Below are 15315 nucleotides of genomic sequence, written 5' to 3'. Positions count from 1 at the left end.
GAGACCGACGTGCTGGTGCGGGCAGGGCAGTTGATCCACCGGACGGTCAGCGCGCCGCCGACAGCTCCCGTTTGAGGATCTTTCCGGTCGCGGTCATGGGGAGGGCGTCCCGGAACTCGATGATCCGGGGGTACTTGTAGGCGGCCATGGTCTCCTTGCACCACCGCACGAGTTCGTCCTCGGTGAGCGTGGAACCCGGTTTGCGGATGACGTACGCCTTCACCTCCTCACCATGGCTGGGGTGGGGCACCCCGGTCACGGCGGCGAGGCTGACCTCCGGGTGGGTGAGCAGGATCTCCTCAAGTTCCCGGGGGTACACATTGAAGCCGCCCCGGATGATCAGATCGGTGGTGCGGTCGATGATGAAGACGAAACCGTCGGCGTCGCGCCGGCCGATGTCCCCGGTGCGGAACCAGCCCTGTGGGTCGATCGCCTCGGCGGTCGCCTCCGGCCGGTCGAGATAGCCCTTCATCACATTGTGGCCCCGGATACGGATCTCCCCGGGCTCGTCCGGGCCCGCGTCCGTACCGTCCTCGCGGACGATCCGCACCTCCACGCCCCACACCGGGCGTCCGATCGAACCGGGTTTACGCGGGCCGTCCATCCGGTTGAAGGTGGCGACCGGGCTGGTCTCGGAGAGTCCGTAGCCCTCAAGGACGGGCACGCCGAAACGTTCCTCGAATCCCTTCAGCACCTCGACCGGCAGGGCGGACCCGCCGGAGACGCTGACCCGCAGATTCCGGGCGATGCCCGGGAGGTCGAAGCGGTCGGCCGCCTCATGGGTCAGCAGCGCCCAGTACATCGTCGGGACCCCGGCGAAGAAGGTGACCCGCTCGCGCTCCATCGCCGCCAGCGCCGCCCCCGCCTCGAAGCGGGGCAGCAGAACGACCGTCGCGCCGCTCGCGAAGCCCGCGTTCAGGTGCACGGTCTGGCCGAAGGAGTGGAAGAGCGGCAGCGCGACCAGGTGCACATCGTCGGGGGACGCGGCGAACAGCCGGTTGGCCAGCAGTGCGTTCTGCACCATGTTGCTGTGGGTCAGCTCGGCGCCCTTGGGTCTGCCGGTCGTACCGCTGGTGTAGAGCACCACCGCCGTGTCGGTCTCCCGGGTCGGCACGGTGTCGAACCCGGCGGGCGCCCCCTCGGTGAACTCCGCGAGCGTGGGGTGCCCATCGGTGAACTCCGCGAGCGTGGACGTCCCGGCGGAGGGGGAGCCGCCGGAGGGGGTACTGCTGGAAGGAGAGCCGGCCGAGGGGGAACCGCCGGAGGGAGCGCCGGCCGAGGGAGCGCCGCTCAGCCCCTCGGCAGTGATCACGACGAAGTGTTCACAGCCGGGCGCCGCCGCGAACGCCGCCGCCCCCGCCTTCCCCGTCGGCAGCCGGTCGTTGCCGTCGAAGCAGAAGTACGCCTTCGCCCCCGAGTCCTGGAGGTGATAGGTGATCTCACGCTCGGTCAGCAGAACGTTCAGCGGCACCACCGTCGCCCCGGCCTTGAGGATGCCGTAGTAGACGACGGGGAAGGCCGGGAGGTTCGGGCAGCTCAGGGCGACCCGGTCGCCCGGCCCGATGCCGTGCGCCGCGAGTCCCGCCGCGACGCGGGCGGCGGCGGCGTCGACCTCCGCGTACGTCAGACGGGCGCCGTCGAGGACGAGCGCGTCGCGGTCCGGGTGCTCCCGGGCGGTGTCCGCCAGCAGTACGGCCAGATTGAGCATGTGCGTGTCTCCTGTGTCGGCGCAGGGGGGCGCGGGGGGCGCAGGGGGGCGCGGGGGCGGCCGTCAGCCGCGCAGCGCGGAGGCGAAGATCCCGGGCAGGGCGGTCCAGCGGGGCCCGGCGGCAAAGCCGGTGAGCAGCCGGCCGGTGGTCGCGGCGGTCCTGTTGGTCACGAACCACGGCGGCTTCGGGGAGATCGACGGCTCACCGTGCAGGACCGACCGGGGCGCGGGGCGGAACGGCCCCCGGACCACCGTGCGTTCCGGCCCGTCCAGCAGAACGGCGTTGTGGACCACGCCGATCCCGCTCTGTACATCGTCGACGGTGTGCCCGGGGAAGGCTCCCCAACTGGCGGTGGCGGTCAGATAGCCGACACCGGTCCAGGCGTTCACGGCGACCGTGCCGTAGCGCAGCCGGGCGATCGCCTCGTCCAGGGCGGGGCCGAGGGCGGACAGCGTACGGGGGTGGGCGATGAGGTTGACGCCGAGCGTGCCGGCGAACTTCTCGTTCACGGTGTCGACCGCGTCGGCCAGGAAGGCTCCGGGGGCGCCGGGCAGTTCGAGTACGCCCAGCACCGGGGCGAAGTACTCGGTGGTCAGCGCCGGTCCCGGGTCCCGGGGGTCGAGTCCTTCGATCAGTACGCGGTCGCCGATCCGGCGCGCGCCGCTGTACGCGGCGAGCGCCCCCGCCACCCGGTCGTCGCTGCCGGGGTAGTACGCCGGGCGGGCCGGTGCCCTGTCGAGCGCCGCCCGCAGTTCGGCCAGGAAGCGGTCCTTCTGTGCCCATTGGGAGCTGATGACCACGATCTGGCCCGCGACACAGTTGTAGCCGCCGTTGTGCAGGCGCTGGGTGGCGATGTGCTCCGCCTGGAAGCGGAGGTCGGCGCCCGACCAGTTCCCCGGGAGCACGATGGTGGGCGAGACACCGCCCAGCTCGCTGGTGACCGGCTTGTCGAGCAGGGGGGTGCCCGCCCGCTTGCGGGCCGCGCCCTCCTCGCCCGTACCGAAGACGATCGCGTCGTGCGTCACCGCGCTGCCCGTCATATGGACGTGCCGCACGCTCGGGTGGTGGACGAGATGGGTGCCGATATCGGCCCCGCCGGTCAGGACGCGGACCGCGCCGGCATCGATCAGCGGGGCCAGCACCGCGCGGAACACCCCGAGCAGCCCGTCGGTGACCGGGTTGAGCTTGAGGACGACGACCCGGTTGTGCGCGTACAGCTCGTACAGCACATCCAGGACCGGGATCGAGGTGATGTTCCCCGCGCCGAGGACCACCCCGACGCCGCCGGTCGCCTCGGGCGAGCGCAGGGCCAGGCCCGCCCGGCTCCGTACCTCCTCGGCGGTGACGCCCGGAGGCATCCACACATCGGCGCTGAATCCGCTCAGCAGCAGCCGGTCGTAGACGCTGTGCGGCAGGACCCGCACGGCGACCCGCCCGCCCGGCGCCGGGCGCGTCGTGAACGCGTCGACCGGGCTCCCGCCCGCCTCCAGCGCCCGGATACTCGCGGCCAGCGCCCCGGTGCCGGTCAGCACGGGATACGGCCCGGTGATCCACTCCTCGCCGATCAGCGGGCTGCCGTCCGGGAGCCGCTTGTACGCGGCGGCTGCCCGCACCCACGCCTCCGACTGCTCACCGGCAGCGGTGTGCACCCGCTCCAGCAGCTCCCGGCGCCGGGCGAGCCCGCACGCGGCCCAGGCGGCCTCGCCGCGTACGAGGTCGGCCACGGCGCGGTCGGCCTCGGCCACCCGCCCGGACGCGGGCACGGATGTCGTCATCGCACGTCTCCCTTGGTTCCTTCGATCCCCTTGGTTCCTTCGATTCCCATGGCGCCCTTGATGAGATCGGCGGCCTTCTCGGCGGCCATGACCGTGGGCGCGTTGGTATTGGCCCTCGGCACCGACGGGAACACGGACGCGTCGGCGACCCGCAGCCCCGCCACCCCGTACACCCGCAGCTCCGGGTCGACGACCGAGCCGATGGCACAGGTCGACGTCGGGTGGAAGAGGGTCATCCCGGCCCGCCGGGCCCAGGCGAGGATGTCGGCGTCGGAGTCCGATGCAGGGACGTCGTACGGGCCGGTGATGACCTCGGCGGCCGGGGCCTGCGCCGCTATGTCCAGGGCGATACGGACTCCGGCGACGAGGGCGTCCCGGTCATCGGCGGTGGTCAGATAGTTGTGCGTGATCCGGGGCGCGGCGTCCGGGCGGGCGGAGCGCAGCGTCACCCGGCCCCGGCTGGTCGGCGCGAGCACACAGGGGCCGAAGGCGAATCCGTGCTCCGTGACGGGGCCGAGCCCTTCCTGGTGGAAGAGCACAGGGGCCATATGGAACTGCACATCCGGGGCGTCCAGGCCGTTCCGGCTGTGGAAGAACCCGCCCGCCTCGCCGATGTTCGACGTCAGCGGGCCGCGCCCCTCGCTCTGGAGCAGGGCGGCGTTGGCCGGGCTCGCCGCCGTCATCAGGGATTCCCTGTCCGTACGGAAGTTCAGCAGGGTCATGTAGTGGTCCTGGAGCCCCTCGCCCACCGGCAGGTCGGCCACCACGTCCAGGCCGAGGGCGGTGAGCGCGGCGGCGGGTCCGACACCGGAGAGCATCAGCAGCTTCGGGGACTCGTACGCGCCCGCCGAGAGGATCACCTCGCGCCCGGCGGTGATCGTCTCGGTCCCGCCGTCCCGGGTCACCACCACACCCGTGGCCCGGCCGTTCTCGATCACCACCCGGTCCGCCCGCGCTCCGGACAGGACCGTGAGGTTCGGCCGGTCCAGCGCCGGGTGGAGGAAGGCGATGGATGTGCTGCACCGCAGCCCGTCGCGCTGGGTGAGCTGGTACGGGCCGACACCGAGCTGGCTCTCGCCGTTGAAGTCGTCGTTGCGCGGGTGCCCGGCGCGGACGGCCGCCTCGATGAACGCCGAGGTCAGGGGGTGGTTGGAGCGGCTGTCGGAGACGGTCAGCGGGCCGCCGGCGCCATGGAAGGCGTCCGCGCCGCGCACATTGTCCTCGGAGCGCCGGAAGTAGGGCAGGACGTCCTGGTAGGACCAGCCGTCCGCACCGGCTGCGGCCCAGCCGTCGTAGTCGGCCCGGTTGCCCCTGATGTAGATCATCGCGTTGATCGAGCTGCAACCGCCGAACACCTTGCCGCGCGGCAGATAGGCACGGCGACCGCCGAGCCCCGGTTCGGGCTCGGAGTCGAGGTCCCAGTCGAGGTCCCCCTTGAACAGCTGACTGAAGGCGGCGGGCACATGGACCTCCTGCGCGGTGTCCGCGCCACCCGCCTCGATCAGCGCCACCCGAGCGCCGGGGTCCTCCGACAGCCGGGCCGCCAGCACACAGCCCGCGGAACCCGCCCCGACGACGACGTAGTCGTAGCCGTAGCTGTTCATGCTGTTCATCCGCTCTCCTTCGACCAGCTCTGATCCGGCGATTGGCCCTGGGCCCGCTGCTCGGCCTGCTGCCTTGGTCGCGCTCGTCGGCCTGCCGTTCGGCCTGCTGCTTGGCCTGCTGCTTGGCCTGCTGCTTGGCCTGCCGCCTGGCCTGCCGCTTGACCTGCTGTCCGACCGTGTACGGCGCGACGACCCGGCCCGATTGTGCGAGCGCCACAAGCACGCATCCAGGGGCACATCAATGACCGGTATGCTCGCCCCTGCCGCCAGCACAACGCCATAGGCGGTCGGCGGGAGTATCGGGCCGCCGATTGTGCCGTGGCACAGCCGGGTGGGGTTAGGCTCGTCGCATGACGACGGCACCAGGCGGCGAGGCGTCTCGCCGGACGACCACCACACCGGGCGACGGCGTATTCCGTCCGACGACCACCGCACTCGGCGACGGCGAGCACATCGCGGAGCTGGTCGGCCGCCTGCTCGCCTCCGTGGAGCCGCTCACGGACGAGCTGACCGCGGAGATCCTGAGCGGTGAGCACCAGTACGTCGAGAGCACCCTGCTCAGCCACGAGCAGCTTCGCGGCGCCGTACACGACAACCTCCGGACCCTGCTCACCGCGCTCCAGGGCTGTCCCGCGTCCCTGGACGCGCCCCGCGCGGCGGGCCGGCTCAAGGCGGAGCGGGGCATCCCACTCGCCGCGCTGCTGCACGCGTTCCGGCTCGCCGGGCGCTTCATCTGGGACCGGCTGCTCGCGATGGCTGTGGCGGAGGGCACCGCCACGGAGCTGCTGCACACGGCGTCCGGCATCTGGGTGGTGATCGACGAGTGCTCCAGCGCCGCGGCCGAGGCGTACCGCACGGCGGTGGAGGAGCAGTCCCGCCGTAACGCCGCCGCCCGGAACGTCATGCTCACCACCCTTCTCGACGGCAGCGCCGGGAACGGCGCGGGCGCCTGGGAGACCGTGCGCGTCCTGGGGCTGGACCGCCAGGGCCCGTTCCTGGTGGTGTGCGCCGAGATCCACGAGGGAACCGAGCCGCTGCCCGCCGTCGACACCCGGCTGCGGTCCGCCGGAATCGGCTCCGAGTGGATCCAGCAGATCGGCACCCGGGCCGGTCTGATCGCCCTCCCGAACGAGCAGGCGGCCGTCACGGCAGGCGAACAGCTCGCCAGGTCCGCCGTGTCCCGTATCGGCGTCAGCCGCCCCTTCGCCTCCCCCGCACAGGCCCCCAGCGCCTGGCGGGAGGCCCAGATGGCCGCCCAGTGCCTGCCGCCCGGCACCAGCGGCACCCATGTCTACGGCAGTTCGCCGATCGCCCTGCTGGCGACGGCCTCACCGGACATCGCGTCGGAGGTGACGCGTACGGTCTTCGGACGGCTGCACTCCCTGCCGGAGGACGAGCGGACGCGGCTGCTGGACACGCTGGAGACCTGGTTCGCCACCGGCGGTTCGACCACCCGGGCCGCCGAGCGGCTGCACTGCCACCGCAACACCGTGCTGTACCGGCTCAACCAGATCGCCGCCCTGACCGGCCGCCGCATCACCGACGCGGACTCCTCGGCCGAGCTGTACATCGCACTGCGCGCGGTACGGCTGGCGGGCGGCCCCGGCCCCCGTACGCCCGCCGGGGCACCGCTCGCCGGACAGCCGGCTCCCTGACCCGGCACAACCCGCTTCCCCCGGGCCGGGCCGCCCGTATGATCGCGGCCAACAGCATGGGGGGCACATGGACATGACGCGGAGCATCACGGGGTACGCGCGGCACCTGGCCGCCGGGGCGCTGGCGGGGGCGCTGCTGTTGACGGGTTGCGGCTCGGACCCGGGATCCGCTGGCGGCCCGGACCCCGACAGGAAACCGGCCGGCAGCCGGTCAGACGAACCGACCGACAGCCGGTCCGGCGAACCGGCAGGCAGCCCGGCGCCGGGCACGGGCGAGCAGGGCGGCGGCGGCTTCGGCACCGGCCCCGGCACCGCCGCCCGGCTCGACCCGCGGCGGGTCACCGCGCTGCTGCCCGGTGCGGACAGCGTCCCCGGCTGGTCCCTCACCGCGGAGCCGGTCGCGTTCGATCTCACCCGGCAGGGCGCGGCGGGCGGCCCGATCAGCTGCGTCAAGAAGACCGACCCGGTCTGCGAGGGCGCCCTCCTCACCGGCAGCTCGCTCTATGCCAAGCAGGGCGAGGGGACCATCGCCTTCACCGTGTACGCCTATCAGGACGCCGCCTCCGCCACCGCCGCGTACGCCCCCCTGTGGGAGCGGCTGCGCTTCCAGCTCCGGCCGCCGTTCGCCGACGCGACCCTCCCCAGCCCGGCCGGCGAACAGCACAGCATCCGGCGCGGTAAGTCCGCATTGACCCCGCACGGTGCGACTGTCCAGGCCAGGGTGGGTACAACCCTGGTAGTGGTCGAGACGGGCGGCCTTGAGGCCGGGGAGCGTACCGGGGAGGAGCTGCGGGCGTTCGTGGGGATGATCGCCGAGCGCTCCCGGCAGGCGCAGAACGGCGAGACGCCGTCGGCCGTCCTCAAGGGTTAGCACCGTCGCGCCACAGACATCGCGCCATAGACATCGCGCCATAGACATAGGGACCTTCGGACACAGAAACCCTCGGACACAGAAACCTTCCCGCCGCCGTCGGCGGAAAGGCCCGTGCCCCGGCCCTGCGGGTGGGGCGTGGCTCGGCGCGCGCCCCCGGCGTGCGCCCCTCGTTAAGGTGGCTGCATGAGCACGAGCGCACCCGTCCGTTTCGACCGCGGACACACCGACGATCTGATGGCCTTCGTGACCGCCGCGCCGTCGCCGTACCACGCGGTGTCCGTCGCCGCCGAGCGGCTGGAGAAGGCCGGGTTCCGGCAGGTCGCGGAGACGGCCCGCTGGGACGCGACCGCCGGGGGCCGGTATGTGATACGCGGTGGCGCGCTGATCGCGTGGTACGTGCCGGAGGGCGCCGAGCCCCACACCCCGTTCCGGATCGTCGGCGCACACACCGACTCCCCGAATCTGCGGGTCAAGCCGCTGCCGGACACCGGGGCGCACGGCTGGCGGCAGGTCGCCGTCGAGATCTACGGCGGCCCGCTGCTCAACAGCTGGCTGGACCGCGACCTCGGGATCGCCGGGCGGCTCAGCCTGCGGGACGGCACACACCGGCTGGTGAACGTCGACCGGCCGCTGCTGCGGGTGCCACAGCTCGCGATCCACCTCGACCGCTCCGTGCACACCGATGGCCTCAAGCTCGACAAGCAGCGCCATATGCAGCCCATCTGGGGTCTCGGCGAGGTCCGGGAGGGCGATCTCATCGAGTTCCTCGCCGAGGCGGCCGGCACCGATCCGGCCGAGATCACCGGCTGGGACCTGATGACCCACCCGGTCGAACCGCCCGCCTATCTCGGCCGCGACCGGGAACTGCTGGCCGCGCCCCGGCTGGACAATCTGCTCTCCGTGCACGCGTCGGTGGCCGCCCTCGCCGCCGCCGCGTCCCCCTCGCTGTCGTACATCCCCGTCCTCGCCGCCTTCGACCACGAGGAGAACGGCTCCCAGGCGGACACCGGCGCGGACGGCCCGCTGCTCGGCTCGGTGCTGGAGCGCTCGGTGTTCGCGCGCGGCGGCGGCTACGAGGACCGGGCCCGCGCCTTCGCCGCGACGTTCTGCCTCTCCTCCGACGTCGGCCACGCCGTGCACCCCAACTACCCGGAGCGCCACGACCCGACGCACCACCCGCGCCCCAACGGCGGCCCGATCCTTAAGGTCAATGTGAACCAGCGGTACGCCACGGACGGCAGCGGGCGGGCGGTGTTCGCGGCGGCGTGCGAGCGGGCGGATGTGCCGTGGCAGTCGTTCGTGTCGAACAACGCGATGCCGTGCGGCACGACGATCGGCCCGATCACGGCGGCCCGGCACGGCATCGCGACCGTTGACATCGGTGTCGCGTGTCTGTCGATGCACAGCGCGCGTGAACTGTGCGGGGCGGACGACCCGTATCTGCTGGCGAACGTGGTGCGGGCGTTCCTGGAGGGCTGAGCCGCGCGTCCGGGGGGGGCGGGTCCGGGGGCGGGCGCCTCACGCCGTACGGAACAGCTCGCGACCGTACGGGTCAGGTATCCCGCCGTACGGAGCGGGGTCTCTCCGCCGTACCCACCGCCCGCCCCCGGCCCGCTCCACCCGCCCTACGACGCGTCGTCGTCCATCCCGGCGAGCACCAGCGGCAGCCGGGAGACCCCCTGGGCCGTCACGGTCACCGGAACCCCCCAGTCCTGCTGGTGCACATGGCAGGCCGGATACGGGTTCGCGGGGTCGTCGTCGCAGGAGGCGGCCATCGCCGAGACATGCAGGACGCCCTCGCCGACCGCCGGGTCGATCTCCAGCTCGCGCGAGAGATCGGTGCCCGTGCCGTCGCCGCCGATGAGCAGTCCGGGCGGGGTCGCGGAGACGAGCAGCCGGGTGGAGGGCCCGTAACGGGTGTCCAGCTTCTGGCCGGCCGGGGCCTGGAAGACGATATCCAGCCGCAGCCGGCCCGGGGCGACCTCGGTCGCGGCCCGCCGGGTGCGGTGGGCGACGGCGTCGACGCGTACCGCCTCCTCCGGCAGCCGCAGCCGGGTGAGCCGGTGCCGCGCCGACTCCACGACGACGATGTCCCCGCCCACGAGGACCGCGCCGGACGGCTCCCGCAGATCGGTGGCGAGAGTGGTGACCTCACCGGTGGCCGGATCGTAGCGGCGCAGGGCGTGGTTGTACGTGTCGCTGACTGCGACGGACCCGTCCGGCAGCGCGGTGACGCCCAGCGGGTGCTGGAACAGGGCCTGTCCGGCGTCCCCGTCGCGGTGCCCGAAGTCGAAGAGGCCGGTGCCCACGGCGGTGTGGACGACCCGGTCGGTGTCGATCCACCGCAGCGCGGAGGTCTCGGCGTCCGCGATCCACAGCCGGTCCCCGGCCGCCGCGAGCCCGGACGGCTGCGCGAACCACGCCTCGGCCGCGGGCCCGTCGACCAGCCCTTCGCTGGTCGTCCCGGCCGCGACCCCGACGGTCCCCGCCTCCGGGTCGTACGTCCACAGCTGGTGTGTCCCGGCCATGGCGATCCACAGTTTCCCGTCCCACCACGCCACATCCCACGGCGAGGACAGCGCGACCTCCCGCGCGGGCCCGGCGGTCGGCGACCCCTGCCACCACTGCCGTCCGGTCCCGGCGAGCGTCTCGACCGCGCCGGTGACGGGGTCGTACGCCCGGATGGCGTGGTTGACGGTGTCCGCGACGGCCACCCGCCCGTCAGGCAGCAGCGCGAGCCCCTGCGGCTCGTTGAACTCCCCGTCCCCGTCCCCGTCCCCGATCCGCCGTACGACGCTCTCCCCGTCCGGCGCCAGCTCGACCAACTGGTGCCGGGTCGAGTCGGAGACCAGGAGGTTCCCCGACGGCAGTACCACCGCCTTCCCGGGGAACCGCAGATCGGTCGCCACCGGCTCCGGCGCGACATACGGCCCGTCGCCGCGCCGCAGCGTCCCCTTCGCGGCGTGCGCGGTCTCCAGCTCCGCCACCAGCTTCCCGATGGCGTGCGCGTGCCCCTCCCCCGCGTGCTGCGCCACCACGTACCCCTCAGGGTCGATGACGACAAGCGTGGGCCAGGCCCGTACCGCGTACTGCTTCCAGGTCGCCAGCTCGGGGTCGTCCAGCACCGGGTGGTGCACCTGGTACCGCTCGACGGCGTCCACGACGGCCTGGTGCTCGGCCTCGTGGACGAACTTCGGCGAGTGGACCCCGATGACCACCACGGTGTCGCGGTGCTTCTCCTCCAGCTCGCGCAGCTCGTCCAGGACATGCAGGCAGTTGATGCAGCAGAAGGTCCAGAAGTCGAGCAGGACGATCTTCCCCCGGAGGTCGGCGAGGGTGTACTGCCGGTCACCGGTGTTCAGCCAGCCACCCTTGCCGATCAGCTCGGGGGCTCGGACACGGGCACGGGCACGGCGGGGCGCGGAGGCGGGCGCGGGGGTGTGCGCTGCGGCGGGCTTGGACGCGGGCGCGGGGGTGTGCGCCGGGGCGGCATCGTTCATGGAGTCCAGGGTGCCATCCCCGTCACCGGGGTTCGGTCCTGGCCGCCCCCTGGGGGCCGCCGCGTCCGGGCTGACGAATCGCCCCCGCAGAAATCGGTGGGCGCGGCGTGTCGAATTCCGGTGCGCGGCTCCGACGTACCTGATGAAACCCCGGTCGCACCGGGGTGTCCGCCGTACGGAAGGGATGTGAGCGGAAATGCTGCTGGAGGACAAGGTGGCCGTGCTCTACGGAGCGGGCGGGTCGATCGGCGCCGCCATCGCGCGCGCGTTCGCCCGCGAGGGCGCGAGGGTCTTCCTCGCCGGGCGCACCAAGCCGACCCTCGACGCGGTCGCCGAGTCGATCCGCGCGGTGGGCGGCACGGCGGAGACCGCCGTCGTGGACGCCCTGGACGAGGAGGCGGTCGACGCGTACGTGGACGCCGTCGCCGCGCGGGCCGGACGGCTCGACATCTCGTTCAACGTCATCGGGTACGGGGACGTCCAGCAGCCGCTGACCGAGATCTCGGTGGCCGACTTCCTCCAGCCGATCACCATCGCGACCCGGTCACAGTTCCTGACGACCCGGGCGGCGGCGCGTCATATGACCCCACGCGGGTCGGGCGTGATCCTCACCTTCGGCGGCGGCGGCCCCCAGACCCTCCCCGGCATGGGCGGCTTCAAGATCGCCCTGGACGCGATCGAGGGCCTTCGCCGCCAGTGGGCGTGCGAACTGGGCCCGTCCGGCATCCGCGTGGTCACCCTCAAAACGGGCGGCGTGCCGGAGACCATCCCTGAGGGGTTCGCCGGACGCGACGAGATCACGGCCTCTCTTGAGCAGGCGACCCTGCTGCACCGGACCGCGACCCTGGAGGACGTGGGCAACGTCGCCGCCTTCGTCGCCTCGGACCGGGCCCGCACACTGACCGCAACCGAGGTGAACATCTCCTGCGGGGCGATCGTGGACTAGGCCGCTTCTGATGGATCTTGCTGGGCCCCCGGGCCGCCGGGGGCCCGGGGGAGGACTCGCGGGCGGCGTGGTCGCCTACCCGGGGGTGGTCCGGTAACTGCGCGGCGAAAGCTCACCAATGGCACGGTTGCTCTCTCCGGGGAACAACATGGTGAACGGGATTTCGCATCGGTGGCCCAGGTAGAACGTGATGACGCGCCCGGAACCCTCGAAGTTCACCGCTGACTGTACGCCGTCGTCGATGGCCGTGATGGTCGTGCAGGAGCCGCCGGTGTCCCTCAGTTCGACGGACGGACCCCGGTAGAAGGCATTCCTGTACGCGATACCGATCTCGTCCCCCTCTCCAGTGCCGGTGGCACCGGCGGGGGCGGCGGCGACCAGGGTGAGGGCCGCCGGAATCATGGCGAGCGCGGCAAAACGCCGGATGGTCCGTAACATGGTGTCCTTTCCCATGGGTTCTCTCCGGCAGTCCAAGCGGCGGCACAACCGCCTCTGCACAGCCGGTCACTGACCCCTGAAGGGTCGCAGGGACAGTCGTGTGACCACAGAGCCCGAACGGGCCAGATGTGATGCGCCTGAATCCCGATCGTCATGCCCGAAATCCTGGCCGCCGCCACCCTTGCGTCGAATGACCCGCCACCGTGGGCAGGGTCCCCGGTCGGTCAGGCCGGGGACCCGCAGCGCGCACGAGTGGATCTCGGTCTACGTCGCCTGCCGGGCTCCGTACTCATCCGGGGTGGGCCCGGGGGTGAGCAGCGGGGCACAGCGCGGACAGGCGTAGAGGGTGACTCCGGGGCCGCTGGCGCTGGGGAGCCAGCGGACCCGTACCGGAGCCGAGGTGGGCCGGCGGCATTCGATACAGGTGGCCGTGAAGGCGGTCGGCGCGGGCGCGGTGAGCGCTTCGGGGGTCATCGGGGCGCTCCGGCCCACCAGGTGAAGGGGTGGTCGATCCCGCCGACCGCGTATACGAGGTTCCGGGGCCGCCTTCGTACGGTGCGGAGGCGCAGGGTGTCGTCCAGCAGGGCGTAGGGGCGTACGAGGCGGCTGTCCTCGCCCCGGAGGGGGGCGTGGCGCTCGATGACATGAGCGGGTGTCGGGGTGGTCCACGGCTCGGTCCAGGGGTCGGCCCACCATTCGACCGGCGCGGCGGGCGGCGGTGCGTGCCGGTGGCGGCCCACGCTCTTCTCCTCGGCCGGAAGCACCCGTTCGAGGGCCCACAGCAGAACCCGGGCGATAACATCACGCATAAGCTGGTCAGCTCCTTCTTAGCTGGTTGGCGAGCCCCGGCAGACCGCTCAACCCGGACTGCTGGGGCGCCTGTTAACTCGTGTCCGTTTCGGTGGATTCCTCAGGAGTGATAGGGGAAGCTCGCGTCACGCAGCCGTTCGTCGAACAAGGCCTGGAGGCGCGCGTACTCGGGACTGCTCCGCAGCGCCTCGTCGCCCGGGTCCCGGAGATCGAAGCTGTGCGCCCCGGGGTGGTCGGCGAAGAGCGTGCACCCCTCTTCCGCCGCGCCGGTCCGGCCGTTGTGGCCGGGGCAGTCGGGCAGGGTCAGCGAGCACTCGGGCACCTGTCCGTCCGCCCACCGCACCCACATCTCGCCCCGCGCGGCATCATCGAGCTGCCACACCAGCGCGTAGTGCGGGCCACTCGCATGCTCCTCCAGCGGACAGCGCAGAAACGCCTCCAGGTCCGGCCGCCCCGCACCATCGGGCGCGGTCTCCACGATGACCACCGCGAGCCGCACCGGCAGCGCGTCGACGGCTCCGCAGACCTTCCGCGTCCCGGCCGCGGGCTCCTCCACCGGCTGATTGGCCTTGATAGGCCGGGCGTCATGCGCGGGGTGCCGCCGCAGAAGCACCCGGCAGTCGATCGCCATCGTCTTGTCCCCGGCTTCGATGGCGGCTTTCAAGGTGCCGCGCAGCCGTTCGCATGTCTCGCACTTCGCATCCGCGCTCATTGCAGAGCCTCGCCCTTTCACTCTGAGTGGCTCCACAGTGACCGTGCGAGGTTTACTCTCGAAAGGGGCTAGCTGTAGCCCTACGACCAAGGGCTACAGGGGAGTTGACATGTCCGTACGCAAATCCGAAGTCAGCGGGAAGCCCGCCCGCCAGATCCTCGCCGACGAAGTCGCCCGCCTTCGCGAGGAGTCGGGAAAGTCCCTGTCCGAACTGGCGGACGAGACGACGTACGACCGCGCCTATCTCCACAAGCTGGAGAAGGGGGAACGCATCGGTTCACCGGAGGTGATGACGGCGCTGGACACCGTGTACGGCACGGTCAATCACCTCCGGCTGCTGTGGGAAATGGCGAAGGACGGGGTCTTCCCCGACAAGTACAAGCTGTTCATCAAGCTGGAGCAGGAAGCGACCGCCAGGTATCAGTACACATGCAGCACAGTTCCGGGACTGCTCCAGACCGAGGAGTACGCGCGGGACATTCTCCAGTGGGGCCAGATCCGTGACGAACACGAACTGGAGGAACGGGTAGCCGCACGGCTCAGCCGACAGTCCGTGCTGCGGCGCCCGGGCTTGCGCCACTTCAGGGCAGTGCTCGATGAGGGGGCCCTGCGTCGGCCCGCGGCGGACCCGAAGGTCTGGCAGGGCCAGCTACGCGCGCTGCTCACCGCGTCCGAGCAGCCGAACATCACTCTTCAGGTGTTGCCCTTCTCCGCCGGGCTACATGGCCTGGTGGGCGGTTCGACTACGATCCTCTGGCTGCCCAAAGGCAGGACCGTGGCCTATGTGGAAGGCAGCATGTCCGGTGCGCTGCACGAGGTTCCGGCAGTAGTGGATCACCTCCACCTGTCCTACGACCTCATGCGGGACTCTGCTCTCTCCGCCGACGAGTCCAAAGCTCTGATCTCACAACTGATGGAGGACGAAACGCAATGCGAACCCGCCTAGCGGACCTGAGCACCGCCACCTGGCGCAAGTCCAGCCACAGCAACCAGGACGGGGGCGACTGCGTCGAGATCTCCACCGACTTCCCCGGCCTCATCCCCCTCCGCGACAGCAAAACCCCCACCGCCCCGGCCCTGATACTCACCCCCGGCGCGTTCGCCGGACTGGTCGCGTACGCCAAGTCTCCGGACCTGAGCGCCGCCACCTGGCGCAAGTCCAGCCACAGCAACTCGGACGGGGGAAACTGCGTGGAAATCTCCACCGACTTCCCCGGCCTCATCCCCCTCCGCGACAGCAAAACCCCCACCGCCCCGGCCCTGATACTCACCCCCGGCGCATTCGCCGGACT

The 15315-nt window shown here is 71.9% G+C and carries 15 protein-coding genes; 7 read left to right on the top strand and 8 right to left on the bottom strand.

All coding sequences use genetic code 11. The features are described 5' to 3' along the window. Positions 1 to 46: 46 nt before the first annotated feature. From ACWF94_RS14665 to ACWF94_RS14655, 3 genes are all read right to left on the bottom strand, one after another. Positions 47 to 1708 (bottom strand): long-chain-fatty-acid--CoA ligase, encoded by a 1662-nt coding sequence (locus ACWF94_RS14665; RefSeq protein WP_453487714.1) that lies wholly within the window; start codon positions 1706 to 1708, stop codon positions 47 to 49. A 63-nt stretch (positions 1709 to 1771) separates the two neighbouring features. Beyond that, on the bottom strand, positions 1772 to 3484 hold the full coding sequence (locus ACWF94_RS14660; protein ID WP_453487713.1) for an aldehyde dehydrogenase family protein: 1713 nt from the start codon (positions 3482 to 3484) through the stop codon (positions 1772 to 1774). Further along, the gene (locus ACWF94_RS14655; RefSeq protein WP_453487715.1) at positions 3481 to 5088 is read right to left on the bottom strand and encodes a GMC family oxidoreductase; all 1608 of its coding nucleotides are present in this window, start codon (positions 5086 to 5088) and stop codon (positions 3481 to 3483) included. Before ACWF94_RS14655 ends, ACWF94_RS14660 begins: the two co-directional genes overlap by 4 nt. 73 nt (positions 5089 to 5161) lie before the next feature. On the opposite strand from ACWF94_RS14655, the gene ACWF94_RS14650 reads away from it, so the two are divergent. The 4 genes from ACWF94_RS14650 to ACWF94_RS14635 all read left to right on the top strand — a co-directional run bounded on the left by ACWF94_RS14650 (position 5162) and on the right by ACWF94_RS14635 (position 9096). Further along, positions 5162 to 5371, top strand: a complete 210-nt coding sequence (locus tag ACWF94_RS14650) for a hypothetical protein (protein ID WP_453487712.1) — start codon at positions 5162 to 5164, stop codon at positions 5369 to 5371. Between the two features lie 67 nt (positions 5372 to 5438). Beyond that, positions 5439 to 6743: a PucR family transcriptional regulator gene (locus ACWF94_RS14645; RefSeq protein ID WP_453487711.1), complete on the top strand. Its 1305-nt coding sequence runs from the start codon at positions 5439 to 5441 to the stop codon at positions 6741 to 6743. A 73-nt stretch (positions 6744 to 6816) separates the two neighbouring features. Further along, a complete protein-coding gene (locus ACWF94_RS14640; protein ID WP_453487710.1) occupies positions 6817 to 7614 on the top strand; it encodes a hypothetical protein in 798 nt (265 codons plus the stop codon). 186 nt (positions 7615 to 7800) lie between these two features. After that, entirely contained in the window at positions 7801 to 9096 is a 1296-nt protein-coding gene (locus ACWF94_RS14635) for a M18 family aminopeptidase (protein ID WP_453487709.1), read from the top strand. Positions 9097 to 9242: 146 nt separating this feature from the next. On the opposite strand, the gene ACWF94_RS14630 is transcribed toward ACWF94_RS14635, so the two are convergent. Continuing rightward, positions 9243 to 11117, bottom strand: a complete 1875-nt coding sequence (locus ACWF94_RS14630) for an NHL domain-containing thioredoxin family protein (protein ID WP_453487708.1) — start codon at positions 11115 to 11117, stop codon at positions 9243 to 9245. A gap of 196 nt (positions 11118 to 11313) precedes the next feature. Between ACWF94_RS14630 and ACWF94_RS14625 the strand changes: the two genes are divergently transcribed. Beyond that, entirely contained in the window at positions 11314 to 12063 is a 750-nt protein-coding gene (locus ACWF94_RS14625; protein WP_453487707.1) for an SDR family NAD(P)-dependent oxidoreductase, read from the top strand. A gap of 75 nt (positions 12064 to 12138) precedes the next feature. Here ACWF94_RS14625 and ACWF94_RS14620 read toward each other — a convergent pair whose 3' ends face one another. The 4 genes from ACWF94_RS14620 to ACWF94_RS14605 form a co-directional block, all read right to left on the bottom strand. Beyond that, positions 12139 to 12516, bottom strand: coding sequence for a hypothetical protein (locus ACWF94_RS14620; RefSeq protein ID WP_453487706.1), 378 nt, complete (start codon positions 12514 to 12516; stop codon positions 12139 to 12141). Between the two features lie 249 nt (positions 12517 to 12765). Beyond that, positions 12766 to 12975, bottom strand: a complete 210-nt coding sequence (locus ACWF94_RS14615) for a hypothetical protein (RefSeq protein WP_453487705.1) — start codon at positions 12973 to 12975, stop codon at positions 12766 to 12768. After that, on the bottom strand, positions 12972 to 13310 hold the full coding sequence (locus tag ACWF94_RS14610) for a hypothetical protein (RefSeq protein ID WP_453487704.1): 339 nt from the start codon (positions 13308 to 13310) through the stop codon (positions 12972 to 12974). Before ACWF94_RS14610 ends, ACWF94_RS14615 begins: the two co-directional genes overlap by 4 nt. A 101-nt stretch (positions 13311 to 13411) precedes the next feature. After that, on the bottom strand, positions 13412 to 14023 hold the full coding sequence (locus ACWF94_RS14605) for a hypothetical protein (protein WP_453487703.1): 612 nt from the start codon (positions 14021 to 14023) through the stop codon (positions 13412 to 13414). A 109-nt stretch (positions 14024 to 14132) separates the two neighbouring features. Here ACWF94_RS14605 and ACWF94_RS14600 point away from each other — a divergent pair, with 109 nt between their 5' ends. Beyond that, positions 14133 to 14969, top strand: coding sequence for a helix-turn-helix domain-containing protein (locus ACWF94_RS14600; protein ID WP_453487702.1), 837 nt, complete (start codon positions 14133 to 14135; stop codon positions 14967 to 14969). After that, the coding region (locus ACWF94_RS14595; RefSeq protein WP_453487701.1) for a DUF397 domain-containing protein at positions 14954 to 15315 on the top strand (362 nt) is incomplete at its 3' end. The genes ACWF94_RS14600 and ACWF94_RS14595, both read left to right, overlap by 16 nt.

The organism is Streptomyces sp. NPDC055078 (genome assembly GCF_053607985.1).
The sequence above is the reverse complement of the archived record's forward strand: the minus strand, read 5'-3'. Positions and strand labels throughout refer to the sequence as shown.